Genomic DNA, 15,810 nt, shown 5'->3' on the forward strand with positions numbered 1-15,810 from the left:
CAGCCGAAGTCATCGGCTGCGCCCTCGTCGAAGCCATCACCGGCGAACAGATCGAAAGGACAGCCGCATGAGTACCGGCATCGAATGGACCGAGACCACTTGGAATCCCGTCACTGGATGCGACCGGATCAGCGCGGGCTGTGACAACTGCTACGCGTTGGCCATGGCCAAACGGCTCAAGGCGATGGGATCGGATAAGTACCAGCGTGACGGGGATCCGCGCACCTCCGGGCCCGGGTTCGCGGTGACCATGCACCGCGGCGCGTTGGAGATCCCGTTGCGTTGGCGGGCACCGCGGCTGGTGTTCGTGAATTCGATGTCGGACTTGTTCCACGCCAAGGTCAGTGAGGAATTCGTCCGGGCTGTCCTCGACGTCGTGCGCGCCACCCCGCAGCACACCTACCAAGTGCTGACCAAGCGGCCCTCACGGGCGCGGCGCCTGACCGAACGTGGCCTGGAATTCCCGCCGAATCTGTGGTTGGGGACCTCGGTCGAGAACGGTGCGACCACACACCGCATCACCGACCTGCTCGCCACCCCTGCCACGGTGCGGTTCCTCTCGTGCGAACCGCTGCTAGGCCCTTTGGACTTGGATCGGTTCCTGTTCCCCAGCGCCTGCCCGGCGGGTTGTGGCTGCCGGTGGCCTGATGACGCGGACCGGTTCGAATGCGGCTGCCCGGAGCGGTGTAACCAGCAGCGGCCCACCCCGGCAATCGACTGGGTAATCGTCGGAGGGGAATCCGGCCCGAACGCACGCCCGATGCAACCTGATTGGGTGCGCGACCTGCGCGACCAATGCGTCGAGGCGGGTACCGCCTTCTTCTTCAAGCAGTGGGGCGGGCGCACCCCGAAATCGGCTGGCCGCGAACTCGACGGCCAAATCTGGAACCAGTTCCCCCGCAACCGGAGTGCCTCATGGTCATGACACCAGCATTGTTCGACCTCCCAGAACCCGCTCGGCGGCCAGGGCAACGACCACGGCTATTGGATCTGTTCTGCTGCGCTGGCGGCGCCGCGACTGGCTACCACCGGGCCGGGTTCGACGTGGTCGGGGTCGACATCGCGCCACAACCGAACTACCCCTTCGAATTTCATCGCGCAGACGCGTTGGAGTTCGTTGCCGAGCACGGCTCGAGGTTCGACGCCATCCACGCATCGCCACCGTGCCAGGGATATCTGAATCTTGGAGCGGTCAACCGCACGCTTGGGCGTGAGTACAACCACCCCGACCTCATCGCGGCGACGCGAGAGCTGTTGGTCAGGACCGGGCTGCCGTACGTCATCGAAAACGTGGAGGATGCACGGCCGCACCTCATCTCGCCGGTTCGGATCTGCGGCACCGGCTTGAATCAGCCACTACGTCGGCATCGACTGTTCGAATCGAATGTCCCGCTCATCGGCGTTGCGTGCGCGCACGACAGATTCACCGAGCCGAAGTACTGGACCGGTTGGCGCCCCAACGGTGAGCGCAGACTGTCCACGGTCGTGCAGGTCTACGGCAACGGCGGCGGCCGAGAGCACTGGGCACCGGCAATGGGCATGGATTGGGCGACAGACAAAGAAATGGCGGCCGCGGTGCCTCCGTCCTACACCCGCCACCTCGGCCGCCAGCTCCTGCGGCTTGCACAGGAAGAACCCGAGGTGCACGCGAAGTACCTCGCCATGCAGCTCGACGGCCAGAAGTTCAAGGGCGATCAGCCGAAGGAGTACGAGAAGTACACGGACACCACACCGGGGCGGGTATTCGAACTGCTCGACGAATCCTGAAGCTACATCCCGACTTCCGACAGCTCGCCCCGGTCCGCGCTGGACCGGGGCGAGCTTTGCGTTCGGGACCAGGTCAGCAGGAGGACGCCTGGAACGGAAAGCACGGCTGCGGTGGGGCAGTCGGCTGCGTGGGCGCGACGGTCGAGGGCACCGCGGAGGTGTCGGCCGGTTTGTCGGTAGAGGCGCAGCGGCGTAAGGAGTCGCCAGCCTTCATGTGGGACCCTGTTGAACGCGAGGACCGGCCGGATAGCTCCCGGCCGGTCCTCGTCTTTGTTCAGGGTCGCTACCCGCGCCCGGAATCGTCGGTTATGCCCACCAGCACGTTATTTCGGTGTGGTCGGTCAATGTCCCGTTCCAGCCTTTCGCCGCGGCGGCCTGGTGGTCGTCGATGTGGACCACATACGGCAGTGGGGCGTCGCACCAGCTGGTCTGGACGTCTTGGGTTGCGAACAACGAGGCGTCCGAGGGGATCTCGGTGAGCTCGCGCAGCCGCTGGTCGATGACCGCACCGCACACCGGGTGCTCGCAGAACAGGTGCGCGATGTGGTCGAGCGCGACGAGCGTCCATCCATGATCGGTGAACACGCCGATCAACAGTCGGTCCGGATCGGCAGGATGAGCGAAGACCGGGAACGGGCTGCCCCAGTCGATCGACATATCGGCCTGGTCCGAGCCGGGCGGGTAGTGGCCGGCCAGCGCGGACGGGATGACGCCGAGGGTTTCGCTGCCTTCCTCCAAGAGGTGGTCGAGGGCTTCTCGGTGGGCAGGGGTGATCTCGGGTTTCATCAGAGGTGCTCCTTATCTGTCGAGGTTCTCGGTGCTGTTGTGGATGTCGGTAGCGAAGTAGGTGCAGAAGTCGGCCCAGCCCTCTGGCCACCACCGCAAAGCTCGAGCGACGATCTCGTCGGCGCTGGCGGCGGTCAGTGCTTCGGCGTCGGCGTCGGTCCATTCCCGGAAGTAGTCGACGCACGCCTCGATATAGCCGCGAGCAACGTCGAGCTGCGCCGGAGTGGGCGCGGAAGTGGTTGCGGTATCACTCATTCCTGGTTTTCCTTCCTTCGGTATCCCCGGCGCTCGGTTGAGTGTCGGGAGCTTCTGCGAGGTAGCGGTACAGGGTGGCCCGCGATACTCCGAACGCTTCGGCGACCTGGTCGACGGGTTGGTCCTCGCGCAGCGCGGCTCGAGCCGCGGCGAGTTGAGCGGCACTGAGTTTGCGAGGGCGGCCGGGCTGCTTGCCTTGGGCGGCAGCGACCTCACGGGCGTGGGCGGCACGTTCGCGCATGAACACGCGCTCCATGTGCGCGAACAGTGCCAGCATCGCTACGGAGATCTCCGCCATGCCAGAGGTGTCGGTGGTGTCGATCGGCAGCGGATCCCGCAGGGTCTTCACCCCGACCCCGCGGGCGGTGAGGTCGTGGATGACGTTGAGGCACTCGCGCAGGTTGCGGCCGAGCCGGTCCAGGTTGGTCGCCACGATCGTGTCGCCGGGGCGGGCGTAGCCCAGCAGTTCTTGGAACTTCGGGCGGTCGATGGTGGCGCCGGTCTTCTTGTCGGCGTAGATCCGGTCTTCGGTGATCCCGTGCTCGGCTAGCGCGACGAGTTGACGTTCGAGGTCCTGGTGGGTGGTGGAGACGCGGGCATAGCCGAGATCCATTCATGCGCCTTTCCGCCCGGCGGCGCCGGGCAGTGTCGTACCGAGGACCACATCGAGGAGGTGGTCCGGAGCGCGGTAGAGCCCGAGTCGTCCCAGGCCTGGGATCGGTTCGTCGAACGGCTGTGCGCCGCCGAGGACCCAGTGGAATGTGTCCGGGTCCTGAAACCCCCAGGGGGCGCAGCAGCTGGCGGCCGGGTGGACGTCGAGCACCTCGACCGTTCCGAGGAACCCGCCGGGGCTTCCATTCGCGGCGTCGAACCCTGTGATCCCCAGCGTGCGCGATAACTCTGCGGCGGCCGGTACCCAGGTGCGACCGGCATGGATCACCAGGCGCCCGCGGTAGGCCGTGGACCAACTACGGTTCTCCACCGTCTTGCGTCCGGCGACGATCAGGTTCGCCCACGGTCTCCGCACGCTCAGGACCCGCAGATCCGGCCGCGCCGATACGGCGGTCACCGGAGGCGCAGGAGGCGGGACAGAACCCGCGCGGTCTCGTGCAGGCCCGACGCCCGCAGTGCGACAACCAATTCGGTGTCGGTGAGTTCGTCGTGGAAGAGCGCGCCCTCAATGAGGGCCAGCCTCCCTGCCTCGACTTCGATTTCCATACGGGCCTCCCCAGTTCGATCGGTAGTCTCATAATTCTACCCCGTGACTCAGTTTTGAGACGCAATTTCGAGATAAGAATATGAGACTGTGTGACATGGGATTACGTTCCGCGCTGGAGGTCTCGCCCGGCTGTCTCGAAACCAAGGTTTCGAGACATGCCACGTCCGATCTAGACGAACCAGTCGACCCAGCGTGTGGCGCCGTCGGATTCCGTCGTCAGGTGTGCGCCGGGTCGGCCAATCTGTCGTCGGCGGACTCGCGCGGGCGCTTCCTGACGTCCCCATTCGTCGGCTATCCGGCGTGCAAAGAAGTACTCTCGCTCCCACTATCTACAAAGAGTTGGGGGACTGAAGCGATGTCGTCAGATCCAGGCAGTAGGCCAGACGACAAGCTAGATGCGCTTTGGAGTGCGCTTGAAGATGACGAATCGGGCATCCCCCTGTGGACTAAGTCGGAAAGCGTCAACGCTGACCTCCACGAGAAGTCACTCCCAGAGCTCAAAGCGAACCTTCTCTCGACCGATCACATGATCAAAACGCTCACCGACCAAACCACGGACTTCAGCGACCCTCGAGCTAGGAATCTCATGGGGATGCTGTTCGCCCGCAGAAACCTTGCTCTCGCCAGAATCGCCGTACTCTCGCAGCGGACACAGGTTCAAGAGTTCAAAGCCGCTGTCGACGAGAAGGTCGAGGATTCCGCCGTCCGGCAGGAACTTACGGACAAGCTCACCGAGATCTCGGCACGGCGAACCGAGCCCCTCGCGGAGCAGGAACGCGCGGCACTCAGGCAGTTGGAAGGGTACGAAGCGCGGAAACGCCTTGACCTAGAGCAGAAGAAGCACACCTGGGCGCTGCGGTTAGCTCTTCTTGAGCGCGATCCCGCAGCGGTTCTCATCGGCGGCCTATTGCTGGTCGCTCTCACCGCAGCGCTGATCACTGGGATGTTCACCCACACGGGTGTGCCCGAAATCGTCTCAAGCGCGTTTCTGTTGATACTCGGGTTCTTCTTTGGTCAGAGCAACAACCGCGGCGGGAAGCCGCCCAGCGAATAGAGCTGGGTTTCGGCAGTTGGCATCGGTCAGGAGCGAGACACGGCGCCTGCCGAGTAGGTCTAAGAAAGCCTGGAAGATCGCCCGAGCTTGACCGATCCGTTGACTGATCGAAAGCGGATGCAGCCCCAACCGCTGTTGCACAGCTGTTGCACAGCCTGATAAGATGGGCATATCGGAAACGAAAACGGACGGCTACCAGGGATTGCGCCCCACTGATAGCCGTCCTCACCGCAAGAACGGAGCCTTGCAGCTATGACCACGGTATCTGTACACCGCCTCAATGAGTCCGACCCCGCCGTCCTGTACACCCACTACGAAGGCGAATACGAACCCCAGGGTTGTCACGTGGAGCTCAACACCGAATCCGGTGAGCTGCGCGCGGATTGGGACGGAATCCTCGGCAACGGCATGCCAGAGTCGGTCTACCACTCCCGCACCCTGCGGTGGGGGATTCCGGCCCTGACCGCCGAGGCCGCCAACGCCTTACTCGCCGAGCTGGTGCCGCTGGCCCAGACCGTCCTCGACGGCTGGACAGTGGAGTGGAACGGCTCGAACAACGTCGGCTACGCCACCACCGAGCAGGCCGACACAGCGATCGAGTTGATCGCCATGCGTTGCGGCCGTCGCGAGGACGGAACCGATTGGTGGCCGATGGAAGACCGGGTAGTCGCCTCGCCTGCTGCTGACTGGTTCGCCGAAAGCCCCGATGTCGACGCTGAACTCGGGATCACCGCCACCACCACCGACAGCGAACTCGAGCACATCACCGAGCAGGTGCGCGCGGAGGCGGCCACCGCGTCCGAATACGGGTATCAGATCCTGCTCGACACTCCCGCCTACCTCACCGAGCGCCGCGACCGGCTGCGCTCGGATTCCTGACCTGACCAGCCGTGACGGCCGGATCATCCGACAGCCCGGCCGTCACCGGAAAAGGAGCTCGCTATGCCCTCCGAACGTGTCGCCTTCCGCGCCGTGCCCCCACTCGATCACGAACTCGAAAGCCGACGCCGCGCCCCCGCGACCGCACTGGGCACCGTCGCCCAGGAACAACTCGACCGCTGGTTCGGGTTCCTGGCCGCCCAACTCAAAACGGTCCGGCTCTCCCGAGGGCAAGCGTTGTGCCTGTGCGACGTGCTGGGCTCGACACTTATTGATGCGCTCTGGCTGCTCAACCCCGGCCAACTGCTCGCCGCCGAGATCGAAGACGCCGCCGAGGACGGCTACGGCGAGAAATGGGACATCGACACCGACGAGCTCGCGGCGCTGTGCGCGTCCTGGAATCCGGGGCAGGGCCTGGCCGTGGTCGATGCGGTGCGCCGGTTCCGGCTCGCCCCTGGCGACGACTTCGACGCGTCGCTAGTGCAGGTCGGACTCGCGCGCCACCGCGACCCGTTGTGACGGCCCAAGCATGCCGACACTCGCGCAATTACTCGCCACCGTCCCGACCAGTCACGCAACCGGCCGAGTGCGCCCCTCGGCGTTGCCGCGCATGCGCGATCAGACGCGCCTCTACGGTGCCGACCACAATGACATCGACGTAGCCGCCACCGCGCGACTGCTCGACATCAGCGGTCTGTACTGGGCATCCGCTGACATGACCGCACTGGCGGTGTCGGCAGGGGCCGCGCTCGACGAGTTGGACTTCGCCCTCGAGGCGCGCCCCGAATTGGCCGGGCTGATGGTGTTCGACGGGGGCGTCGGGTCCACCAGCTACGACGGGACCGTGGTCCCGGTCGATGCCGTGTCCTGGGGCCCGGGCCCGGGCTCGGCGGGCGTGGTGTGGATTCCGTGGATCGCACGGTGGCGGATCGTTGAAGCTGCCGCCGCGCAGGGCGTGGAGCTCGGCACTCTCCCACCACCATTGGTCATGTTGGCCGTACTACCCCGCGGGCTAGGGCCGATCGGCCGTGACGAGGTCGGGGAGCTACTACCCATGATCGCCCCGACCGTGGCGGCCTGGCACCTCATGGCTCAGCCGACTCTCACCGACCGTTGGCGCGAGCCCGCGGACAAGAAGACTCGGCGGGCCTACGCCCGGGACGGGCGCGGCGAGCCGGACGTGACGATCATCGACCTGCGCCAGCTCTATCGCCCCAACGATCCCGCCCACGCCCCGGACGAACAACCCGGCCGGTACAGCCATCGATGGGTGGTGACCGGGCATTGGCGCAACCAACGCCACGGGGCCGGACTGGTCCAGCGCAAACGCATTTGGATCCCCGACCACGTCAAAGGCCCCAACGGTGCACCGCTGCTCACACGGGAACGGGTCAATGTGTGGCGGCGATGACCTAGTTCCTCACTGCTTCCGCGGCTGGATGTCGATCATTCATCCACTGCGGGGGTGAGCTGGTGGCCGTGGTCCGGACGGACGGTCGCAAGGTAGGTGCCAGCCGCGCCGCCCTGGCACGTAACCAGGTACGCGACTATCCGGGCGTGGTCTTCGGGGTGTCGGTGCACGCTGGCCACGGTGCCGGTGCGCTGGACTGCGTCGGGGTGATCGGCGGGCAGCCCGCGACCGTGGGAATCGGCCCACCAGACCACTTCGTCACCGCAGTCGAACTCCGTAGAAACCTCGCACATGTGTGCGATTCTGCCACTCGGGGCTGGTCAGGCGAACTTCCGCGAAACTACAGCGGCCCCTCGGCTCGCCGTATGTCGATGGGGACACTCCACTCGTAGCAGGTGCTGACGCGCAACGGTGGGTGCGAGAATTCGGTCTCGCACTCTCGGCATCTCACGAGAAGATGGACGTGGAGCCGCCAAAGAATGCCGCGGTATAGACAGCTCCGCGAACCGGCCAATTCGAGAGTGGAGTCAGCGTCGTGCCCAGACGGACATCTGTCGGGGAAGGGCGCGAGAAGCAGGGCATCAATGTGCTCTCGCAGCCTCGGGTCCTCCTGAACCCACCGCAATCCTTGAAGCGTGATCCGCAGAATGAGAAACCTCGTTCTCTGCGAGTCACCCATCCCGGCCCAGCCGCTCTCGACCAACCCACGGCTCATGAGACTGCGGATCGATCTACGCCAGGTGGCCCGCGCGGGCCGATCCCGCGGCGCCATGTCATGCGGGTTGAGATCCGATTCCGGATCCCACCAGTTCGGCAGTTCGCTCAGATCTGCCCACCGAAGGGGATCGGTGCCTTGCTTGATCCTGATCATCAGGCCGAAAAGTATCTCGCGCTGAATGGAACCCAACCCCCGTGACATGGGCCGATTCTAAGTGCATCCCTTCCGACGTGGTGCCTGTGCTCGAATAAGAACCGCCTCCCACCGGGCAATGGTGGGAGGCGGTCAGATCACCGTCGTTTGTGCATTCAGAAACGGAGACAGGATGAGGGTAACCACACGCCCGCCTGCTGAGAAAGACGTTCCCCCCTCGGGGCCTCAACCCGTAGACCCGCTGCTCGCGTTAATCCTCAGTCTCGACATCGCTGTGGTAGTGGGTCTACTGACCGATTGGCCGACCGCGGCCGGGGTGTTGGCGGCGGCGCTCAGCCTGTTCGGCACGCCGCCGCCGACAGGCCGTAGGTGAGGCTGGGGCCCCGTAGTTTTCGCGGAAAATCGGGCGAAAATGCCGTAATCCATTGGCTAGCAACATATTAGGGCTGCAATCGAAGTAGGGCTGAGGCCCCGAATGTGAGTGCTGAATGTGCAGGTCAGGCGAACTTCGTTGTTTTTTCCGCGAAAACTACGGGGACCCCGAGCTCGAAGAATGGCCGTCCGACGACGAGTGACCTCTGACCGATGTTCGAAGTCTTGTGATGTCGGTGGCCGGGCGTACCGTCGCAGCTATCAGGCAGCAGCCATGACTGTCATCAACACAAGGGGATCGCCTTGGTACACGAACAGTTCGAGGGCACCGACACACCGAGCAGCGATGCGGCGCTCACCGACACGGAACGAATCAAGCGTCTCGAGGCGGAAGTGCGCCGTCTGTCCCGTGCCCTCACGGAGCTAACTCCACTTTCGCAGAAGGTCGAAGCGCTGGAGCGGAAGTGGGCAGCGAAGGAGAGCAGCGATCGGAGTGCAATGGCGCGGTTCGGCCGTCGCTGAATACGCGTTCTGGCCTCCGATAACATTCCCTTATCGGCGGTCAGAATCGGGCGATTTCTGGTCAAGTAAACTTGTCGAAACAGCGTCAAGTTAGCTTGTCGTCAAGTAAACTTGTCCTATGGATATCGACGCCAACCTGCCACTGCCCGCCGACACCGACCTCGACCGCCTCATCGAGAGCCAGCGGCTCGACCACCTCGCCGCGCTCATCCACACCCACGACATCATCGGAGCGACCCGGCACGGCCTCGCGGAGACCGAGGGCCGACCCGACGACGAGCCCAACGACAGCGCCTCCGGTCTCACCGTGGGCGAGATGCGCGCGGTCCTCCGCCGTGAGCTCGATCGACTTGCACCGGTGACCGCCCTGCACGTATTGCGTGCCACCGAGGCCGCCTCGAATCAGCTATCGGGCGATCGACACCGGGCGATCGCCGCGGCCCGCGCGGACGGGCAGAGCTGGAGCGCGATCGGTGCCGCGTTAAAGATGAGCAAGCAGGGCGCTCAGGACTGGTTCAACAAGAGATCGATACCGATGTTCCAGGACCATGCCGCCGATCGCGTCGATACCGAGCCCGCTCGAGACGCAGTAGCCGATGACGACACCACCGACACGCTCGCCGGACACAGCGCAGGCACGGCCGCGGCCGTCGTAGCCACTCACCTGCGGAGCCTGGCCACCGTGGCAGACGGGGCTGCCTACCTCTCTGGCCTCGGCCTGGACACGGCGGCGCTGCGCGAGGTGGCCGCCGCGCTTGACATCACCCGCCTGCCCGCCCGGATCAGCCGGAAGGACCTGTGCGAGCGTGTGCTCCAGCAGGCCATTGGCTCGAGAATCAAGTTCGATGGCCTTCGGAGCTGGTAGCGCAGCGAGCAACGTCGAGGGCCGTGCGGGCGCGGTCGTAAGCGTTGCCGAGCACACTGCGTGCCTGGTCGCTGAGCTTGGTCAGCTCGTTCCATCTTCGCGAGCACTTACCGCCCTCGGCGGTATGCTCGGCGGTATGGCTGGACGTAAGACAAGTGTGTCGTTCGACGACGAGACCCTAGAGATCCTCGCGCGCCGCGCCGAAGAGGAAGGCATGGACCGCTCGGCCTACCTCGCGACCTTGGTCCGCCGTGACGATCTGCGCCGACGACTGGCCGCTGATAGCGCCACACTGAACGCGGCCGGTCACACCCCCGACCGCGCGAGCGCGCTCACCGCTGCCCTCATCTCACAGCGCCGCACGGCCAGCTGATGGCGATACCCCGATTCGGCGAGGTCTGGAATGCCCCGTCGGGCTCCGTGCTGCCCGGCGGGATGTTGTGCTTGATCGTCTCCAGCGACGACTACAACCGCATCCGACGCCAGTTCATCATCGTCGAGGTCGTCTCCGATCCCCTGTCCGGTGACGCGATCATCTGCGACCTCGGAGCGGTCGGTGTCGCGCTGACCGGCGCACCGTTCACTGTCGGACCAGGCTGGTTCACCGGTGCGGAGGAGCCGATCGCGATCCTCGACGAGGGGACCGCATCCCGCGCTGCCGACCAGATCCGGGCGATTCTCGGACCCTGATCAGCCCGCAAACCCGTTGCTACCCAACAAGAGCAAGAACGCGGTCGGACTCGTCGATGCCCCACCGATGCTGAGGGAAATCGCTACGCTCGACCGGCCAGCGCTAGCAGCGGTGAGCCACGAGGGAAGGTCCATCGGTGGGGCAATACATCTGCTCGAACCCAAGGTGTCTGTACGCATGGCATGAGATCCCCCAATGCCCCTACCGAGTGCTACCGGTGCGGCCGATGACCCGGGGCGAGTCCATCTCCGTTGGCAATATCCGCCGTCTCAGCGCCGCCGGCGCCTTCGATTCCGGCCCGTGGTACCCCCGCATCAGGATCGTGCAGCGCCCCAAGAGCGCTCGACGCATACGCACACGCCGCGCACTGCTGCTCGCCTTCCTGGCAGTAGTGCTGGTCGTGGCGATGCTCGCGCTATACCTGTAGACGTCTCGAGCGGCGAGCGCCCGTCTCATGACCACAGCAGAAGGCCCCCAGAGAGCGAAACTCTCCGGGGGCCTGCGCAGCAATTTTTGAGAGACGGCTACCGCGCGCCGACAATCTGGAGGACCTGCGCAGGGGTCCCACAGGCTTGCGGGTCATCAAGGCGGCGGCCGATAGCGTCGAACTGGTCAGCCACGTGCGCGGCCTGGTCGAGCACGGTTTGAATCTGCCCGGTATCCAGTCCCGCCCGGTGCTGGTCGAGCACGAATCCGGTGTAGTCCAGGCAGTGTTCCTGGAAGGTCGCCACCGTGGGCGGACCTACCGGGTTGCGCGCGTCGTACCACTGCGCGACCCGGTGCAAATAATCCAGAGTCAACACCGTGGCGGCGACGATCACGACCAACGCCACGACCGCAGCAAGCGCAGTAAGCCACTGAGCGACTGAGCTTTTCGGGCGACGGTTCAACGTGTTGGGGGTGGCGTGGTTCATCAGAGATCCTCGATTTCCATAGTGGCGGTCGCGAAGTAGCGGATTACGCCGGAGGCGGTGGTGTGGGCGTGCCAGTCGCAGGTACGGGTGTAGCCATGGGTGCGCAGCGTGCAATCGATCGCGGCCATATCGGTGGGGTGGTCCTGCTCGGCGACCGGCAGCGATTCCCACCACGGCCCACGGGTGTAGGCATCGGTATGGCCTCGATCGTCGGCGAGGAGCTCTCCGGAATACAGGTCCGCGGCCGCGCCGTCGGGGCCATCCAGGCGCGCGATGACGAGCAGCTCCACACGTGCGGTACTCATCGCGCGACCTCCTCGTTATGCAGACGTGAGAGGCGGGCACCGGCCTTGGTCGGCACCGCGGAGCTGGCGGCCGCCGGGGTCGGTCGGGTGACGCACGCCCGCGCCGCAGGTTTGGCCCGCCCGGCTGCTGCGGCATTGCGCTGTCTGTTCGCGTCGGCCTTCCGCGCCGCAGCAGCAGCGCTGCTGCCTATCCGCTGCTCCCACAGCTGTTCACGCTCGGCGCGGGCTTTGCCATGAAGGCCCGCTATGCGGGTGTTGGTATCGATGACTTCCTTGACTCCGTGGCGGATCGGCATGGGCACTCCGGCGTCGGCCAGCTCGCGACCGAGCCCTTTCATGTCTCGGTCGAAGGTCCCGCGCCGCTGCTTCAGCTCGGCGGGGGTATGCCCGCCCTGGGCCAAGTACTCGATATGCCCGCCCACACGCTTCAAGTCGACGTCTATGCCCTGGTACTCGGACAGATCCACCTTGGCGTTGGTCAATACCTGGATTGCGTGGTCGTAGGTTCGCTCACCGATCTTGTCGGCCTTACTGAGGTGGCGCGACTGATCGATGCGCTGCTTGGTGCGCTCGTCGACCAACATCAGCTGCGGGAGAGCTTCGTAGCCCATGCGTCGGCCGGCGTCGATCTCTGCGACCACCGCCGTCAATGCCGCCTTTTCGATCGGGTGCAAGCCGTCACGGTCGAGAGCCGTTCGCAGTGCGGCCCGATCCTCGCCGAGCTTGGCGACCCTATGCAGGATCTCGTCAGGGACAAATCCGGTGGCCGCTCCCGGCATAGTCTGAATGGCCCAGTCCTCGGCGTAGTCGGCAACCGCGGCGGTCTCATCAGCGAAATTCCACACTCGGCTGATGAGGTCGTCCCGGTCGACTTCATCAGGCCACAGCTGGTGATCCACCGGTCCACCCGCCGCGACGATGGCATGACCGGCCGCCTTCACGCGTTCCTGGTCGGCGGGAGTCATCACCGCGATTTCGTGGGCGATGGTTGCGCCGACCGTGCGGCCATGCTTGGCGAAAAGGTCCAGCAGCTCAGGGACGCGGCCGCGGACTTCCTCGGCGGGATCGATGAGGATGGGGGTCTTGGTGAGGTCGAGGTCGTCAGTCTGTCCGCGCAGGTAGTCGACAGCGAATTCCACACTGCTTCGGGCCATCGGATCGAGGTTGGCCGCATTGAGTGCGACAGTGAGTCTGTCGCGACGACTGGTCGCGGTATCGAGATATGCCTGTGCGGTCTCCGGAGTGAGCCCACCATCCGGAACGGGAGCGATTGCCGCCCACACCTCCTCTGGCAGCTTCACCGCCTTGAGCATGTCGTGGGCGGCACCCTCGCGGGTGTACACGATCGCGGCCTCGACACACGCCTGCTGCACTTGGGCGTCGAACTCAGCATCAACGGCGACCGTGAGACTGCTCGGGTCGATCCGCAGACCGTCGACATTGGCGTAGGAGTCGATCAGCACCGGCAGCCGCTCGGCGGCGATCTTGGAGTCCTTTGCCCACACCAGCGCATCGGCCAATCTCGTGGCGAGTGCTTCGGGCTCTGCCCACGGGATGGTCGCTAGCCTGCTCTCGGCGGTGGAGCGGTCGTTATTGAGCCGGTCCGATCGTGCGAATGCGTCGTGGCCGCCAGCCTCGACCTGCTCGCGAGCGTGGCTGTACCGTGCACGCTGCTCGCGGGCCTGATGCAGTGCAACCGACACCAGCAGGTAAGCCATCCGCTGGTTGTGACCGTTCGGAGTGTCGAGCATCGCGTCGTAGTTCCCGGGATCGCCTTCGTATTCGAGTGCCTTGTATGTCGCGATCTCTTCGTTGATCTCGGCGATCTGGCGGGCGGTGTCGTCGCGGTCGGCTTGGGCGGCGGCGGTGTTGTTGACCATGAGAGGTTCTCCTTGAGAGTGGTTGTGAGAGTCGGCTGCTCGGGCCCAGCCGGGGCCTGGATCTGCGACGGCGTGCAGCTCGTCACGGGAGACCCCGCGCCGTTCTGCAGCACCCGTAGTCATGGCGCGATCACTTGCCGTATCCACGCTCGCCGCGGCGGTGATGGGTGCGGCGCACGCCCGCGCCCTGTTGGGTGGTGCGCGGTTTGCGGGACTGTCCGGGGGTATTGGCCACAGCGTTGGCCGCGGGGACCGCGCGACCGGCATCGGCGGCCATCCGCTGAGCGACGGTCTCCTCCGACAGTCCCGCCGCGCGCAGGGTGGCTTCCATACCTGCACGCCGTTGCGGGGAGTCGTGGCCGACTTTGGCAGCGCTGCGGGCCGCGGCGACGTTGTCGCGGCGCTGCGACCACTGATCGGCGATGCGCTGTGCCTGCTTGCCCGCGACCGTCGATTCCCCGGCCGCATATTCGAGGTGGTTACGGACCCGGTTACGCAGCGCTTCGGGAGCGCCTGCGGCGGTGAGTTTCGCACCGAGCTGGGCGTCGAGGCCGCGCTGTTCGTAGTCGCCGAGGCTCCACCGCCCGGCCGCTACTTGGGTTTGGGCGTGGAAGACCTTCGAGATGTCGTCGGCGAGATCCTTGCGCGCACTGTCCGGCACGGTGTTGCTGTCGAGGATCGCGTCGAGCTGGCGACGGTGGTAAGTCGCGGTGTCGTGCGCGATCTGGTCGGCACGGTCGGAGTCGACCGCGGCCGCGCTGCGATCATCAGCGAACAGCAGCTCCGGCACCTGCGTACGCCCCGCTTCGACATCACGCAGGACACTGGCGAGCTGGTCACGCTCGAGCTCATGCAGCCCTTTGCCGTCCTTGATCGCACGCTCGATACGACGCCGGTGCACCGCGGCCTTCTCTTGCAGCTGCACAGCGGTAGCGGCATCGAGATCATCAGCGGCGACGGCTTGACGCTCAGCCTGCGGAGCAAGCACCGCGTACATGCGCACCGCACCGGCCAGCGCGTCACGGTCGACATGCTCGGGCCAGATCTTCTGTTGCGTCGTAGCAGGATTGGCGCGGATCGCGACGCCACGCGCGCGAGCGGTGGCCTGATCCTCCGGAGTCATCACCGCGATGGCCTCACCGAGCTTGCGGGTGGTCTCGGTGGTGTCCATGCCTTGACGCAGCCGCGCCTGGTAGCTGCTGAGCAGGTCATCTACGCGGGGTTTGACTTCCTCGCCCGGATCCACCAGCGGCGCCGCGAGCTTGCGCAAAGGCAGCATCGCGTGAGTCGAGGCGGACTTGCCCAGGTCGTCCATCGGCACCACCTGGTGCTGCTCGCCGAGGTAGTGGGCAACGAACTGGATCCGGTACCGAACCTGCTCGTCGACCCCGGATTCCTTCAGTGCCGCGGTGACCTTGTCCAGTCGCGCCGAGCTCGGATTCTGTGCCCACTGGTCGATTTCGGCGTAGAGATCCTGCTTCTTGCTCTCGTCGAGGCCCTCGATCCCGCCGACCATTTCGACCATGCGGTCTTGCGCGCGCCGCATCCGTGCATCCGCTGCCCGGTCGAGTTCGGCGGCGCCCATCGCCTCGATCAGCTGTACCGGCGCATCAGCGACGACTTCGCCGGTCTCGAGATCGATACGCACCCCGAAGCGCTGATGCACGTGGGTGTTGAGCTCGTCGAGGGCGGCTCTAGCGACAGCGCTATCCGGAGCCCAGGCCGCGGCATCACGTACAGCGGCGGCGATCTCACCGCGTGTGGCGTTGTTGAATCCGGCCTTGCGCAGCGAGTTGAGGCGGGTTTCGACCATCTTCTGTTCGGCGAGCTGGCGGGCAGCGAATGCGCGGCGCTCGTCCTCAGCGCGGGCGGCCATCTGCTCGGCCGCTCGGCGGCGCTCGGCGGCGTGCTTCTGGGCGAGGATCACCATCTGCTGCAACATCAGCCGCGTGAACATCGCGAACTGCCCGGAGGCGTGATCGATGTCGGGTGTGGAGTCGGCGGCCTGCTCGTGCAGTT

At 65.5% G+C, this 15,810-nt stretch carries 19 protein-coding genes and 1 pseudogene; 10 read left to right on the forward strand and 10 right to left on the reverse strand.

The window, feature by feature from the left end; genetic code table 11:
* Positions 1–67 precede the first annotated feature (67 nt).
* Both ACFQZZ_RS33155 and ACFQZZ_RS33160 read left to right on the forward strand, forming a co-directional pair.
* Positions 68–925: a DUF5131 family protein gene (locus tag ACFQZZ_RS33155; RefSeq protein WP_378688816.1), complete on the forward strand. Its 858-nt coding sequence runs from the start codon at positions 68–70 to the stop codon at positions 923–925.
* Positions 916–1,767: a DNA methylase gene (locus tag ACFQZZ_RS33160; RefSeq protein ID WP_378688818.1), complete on the forward strand. Its 852-nt coding sequence runs from the start codon at positions 916–918 to the stop codon at positions 1,765–1,767. The genes ACFQZZ_RS33155 and ACFQZZ_RS33160 overlap by 10 nt, the downstream gene beginning before the upstream one ends.
* A gap of 306 nt (positions 1,768–2,073) precedes the next feature.
* Here the strand turns inward: ACFQZZ_RS33160 and ACFQZZ_RS33165 are convergent, their stop codons facing one another.
* From ACFQZZ_RS33165 to ACFQZZ_RS33185, 5 genes are read right to left on the reverse strand one after another with little or no spacing between them, the layout of a single operon-like run.
* Positions 2,074–2,553 carry a hypothetical protein gene (locus ACFQZZ_RS33165; protein ID WP_378688820.1) on the reverse strand — a complete coding sequence of 160 codons (480 nt, stop codon included), beginning with the start codon at positions 2,551–2,553 and terminating at the stop codon, positions 2,074–2,076.
* Between the two features lie 12 nt (positions 2,554–2,565).
* The gene (locus ACFQZZ_RS33170) at positions 2,566–2,808 is read right to left on the reverse strand and encodes a hypothetical protein (protein WP_378688823.1); all 243 of its coding nucleotides are present in this window, start codon (positions 2,806–2,808) and stop codon (positions 2,566–2,568) included.
* Positions 2,801–3,421: a recombinase family protein gene (locus tag ACFQZZ_RS33175; RefSeq protein ID WP_378688825.1), complete on the reverse strand. Its 621-nt coding sequence runs from the start codon at positions 3,419–3,421 to the stop codon at positions 2,801–2,803. The genes ACFQZZ_RS33170 and ACFQZZ_RS33175 overlap by 8 nt, the downstream gene beginning before the upstream one ends.
* Entirely contained in the window at positions 3,422–3,877 is a 456-nt protein-coding gene (locus ACFQZZ_RS33180) for an ASCH domain-containing protein (protein WP_378688827.1), read from the reverse strand.
* Positions 3,874–4,026 carry a hypothetical protein gene (locus tag ACFQZZ_RS33185; protein ID WP_378688830.1) on the reverse strand — a complete coding sequence of 51 codons (153 nt, stop codon included), beginning with the start codon at positions 4,024–4,026 and terminating at the stop codon, positions 3,874–3,876. The genes ACFQZZ_RS33180 and ACFQZZ_RS33185 overlap by 4 nt, the downstream gene beginning before the upstream one ends.
* 356 nt (positions 4,027–4,382) lie before the next feature.
* Here ACFQZZ_RS33185 and ACFQZZ_RS33190 point away from each other — a divergent pair, with 356 nt between their 5' ends.
* The 4 genes from ACFQZZ_RS33190 to ACFQZZ_RS33205 all read left to right on the forward strand — a co-directional run bounded on the left by ACFQZZ_RS33190 (position 4,383) and on the right by ACFQZZ_RS33205 (position 7,371).
* On the forward strand, positions 4,383–5,081 hold the full coding sequence (locus ACFQZZ_RS33190; protein ID WP_378688833.1) for a hypothetical protein: 699 nt from the start codon (positions 4,383–4,385) through the stop codon (positions 5,079–5,081).
* A gap of 252 nt (positions 5,082–5,333) precedes the next feature.
* Complete coding sequence (locus ACFQZZ_RS33195) at positions 5,334–5,960, forward strand: hypothetical protein (RefSeq protein WP_378688836.1); 627 nt, start codon at positions 5,334–5,336, stop codon at positions 5,958–5,960.
* A 63-nt stretch (positions 5,961–6,023) separates the two neighbouring features.
* Positions 6,024–6,479, forward strand: a complete 456-nt coding sequence (locus tag ACFQZZ_RS33200) for a hypothetical protein (RefSeq protein ID WP_378688839.1) — start codon at positions 6,024–6,026, stop codon at positions 6,477–6,479.
* Between the two features lie 10 nt (positions 6,480–6,489).
* Positions 6,490–7,371 (forward strand): hypothetical protein, encoded by an 882-nt coding sequence (locus tag ACFQZZ_RS33205; protein ID WP_378688842.1) that lies wholly within the window; start codon positions 6,490–6,492, stop codon positions 7,369–7,371.
* A 35-nt stretch (positions 7,372–7,406) separates the two neighbouring features.
* Here ACFQZZ_RS33205 and ACFQZZ_RS33210 read toward each other — a convergent pair whose 3' ends face one another.
* On the reverse strand, positions 7,407–7,664 hold the full coding sequence (locus ACFQZZ_RS33210) for a hypothetical protein (RefSeq protein ID WP_378688845.1): 258 nt from the start codon (positions 7,662–7,664) through the stop codon (positions 7,407–7,409).
* A 1,590-nt stretch (positions 7,665–9,254) separates the two neighbouring features.
* On the opposite strand from ACFQZZ_RS33210, the gene ACFQZZ_RS33215 reads away from it, so the two are divergent.
* The 4 genes from ACFQZZ_RS33215 to ACFQZZ_RS33230 all read left to right on the forward strand — a co-directional run bounded on the left by ACFQZZ_RS33215 (position 9,255) and on the right by ACFQZZ_RS33230 (position 11,119).
* Entirely contained in the window at positions 9,255–10,001 is a 747-nt protein-coding gene (locus ACFQZZ_RS33215) for a hypothetical protein (RefSeq protein ID WP_378688848.1), read from the forward strand.
* Positions 10,002–10,137: 136 nt separating this feature from the next.
* Positions 10,138–10,374, forward strand: coding sequence for a hypothetical protein (locus ACFQZZ_RS33220; protein WP_378688850.1), 237 nt, complete (start codon positions 10,138–10,140; stop codon positions 10,372–10,374).
* Positions 10,374–10,691, forward strand: coding sequence for a hypothetical protein (locus tag ACFQZZ_RS33225; RefSeq protein ID WP_378688853.1), 318 nt, complete (start codon positions 10,374–10,376; stop codon positions 10,689–10,691). The genes ACFQZZ_RS33220 and ACFQZZ_RS33225 overlap by 1 nt, the downstream gene beginning before the upstream one ends.
* Before the next feature lie 227 nt (positions 10,692–10,918).
* Positions 10,919–11,119 (forward strand): hypothetical protein, encoded by a 201-nt coding sequence (locus tag ACFQZZ_RS33230; RefSeq protein WP_378688854.1) that lies wholly within the window; start codon positions 10,919–10,921, stop codon positions 11,117–11,119.
* 97 nt (positions 11,120–11,216) lie between these two features.
* On the opposite strand, the gene ACFQZZ_RS33235 is transcribed toward ACFQZZ_RS33230, so the two are convergent.
* The 4 genes and pseudogenes from ACFQZZ_RS33235 to ACFQZZ_RS33250 form a co-directional block, all read right to left on the reverse strand.
* Positions 11,217–11,606, reverse strand: coding sequence for a hypothetical protein (locus ACFQZZ_RS33235; protein WP_378688857.1), 390 nt, complete (start codon positions 11,604–11,606; stop codon positions 11,217–11,219).
* Positions 11,606–11,911, reverse strand: a complete 306-nt coding sequence (locus tag ACFQZZ_RS33240; RefSeq protein ID WP_378688860.1) for a hypothetical protein — start codon at positions 11,909–11,911, stop codon at positions 11,606–11,608. Before ACFQZZ_RS33240 ends, ACFQZZ_RS33235 begins: the two co-directional genes overlap by 1 nt.
* On the reverse strand, positions 11,908–13,791 hold the full coding sequence (locus ACFQZZ_RS33245) for a hypothetical protein (RefSeq protein WP_378688863.1): 1,884 nt from the start codon (positions 13,789–13,791) through the stop codon (positions 11,908–11,910). The genes ACFQZZ_RS33240 and ACFQZZ_RS33245 overlap by 4 nt, the downstream gene beginning before the upstream one ends.
* 130 nt (positions 13,792–13,921) lie before the next feature.
* A pseudogene (locus tag ACFQZZ_RS33250) lies at positions 13,922–15,810 on the reverse strand (hypothetical protein); the annotation flags it as partial.

This window comes from Nocardia sp. GCM10030253 (assembly GCF_042675075.1).
In the GTDB taxonomy this organism is placed as follows: Bacteria; Actinomycetota; Actinomycetes; order Mycobacteriales; family Mycobacteriaceae; genus Nocardia.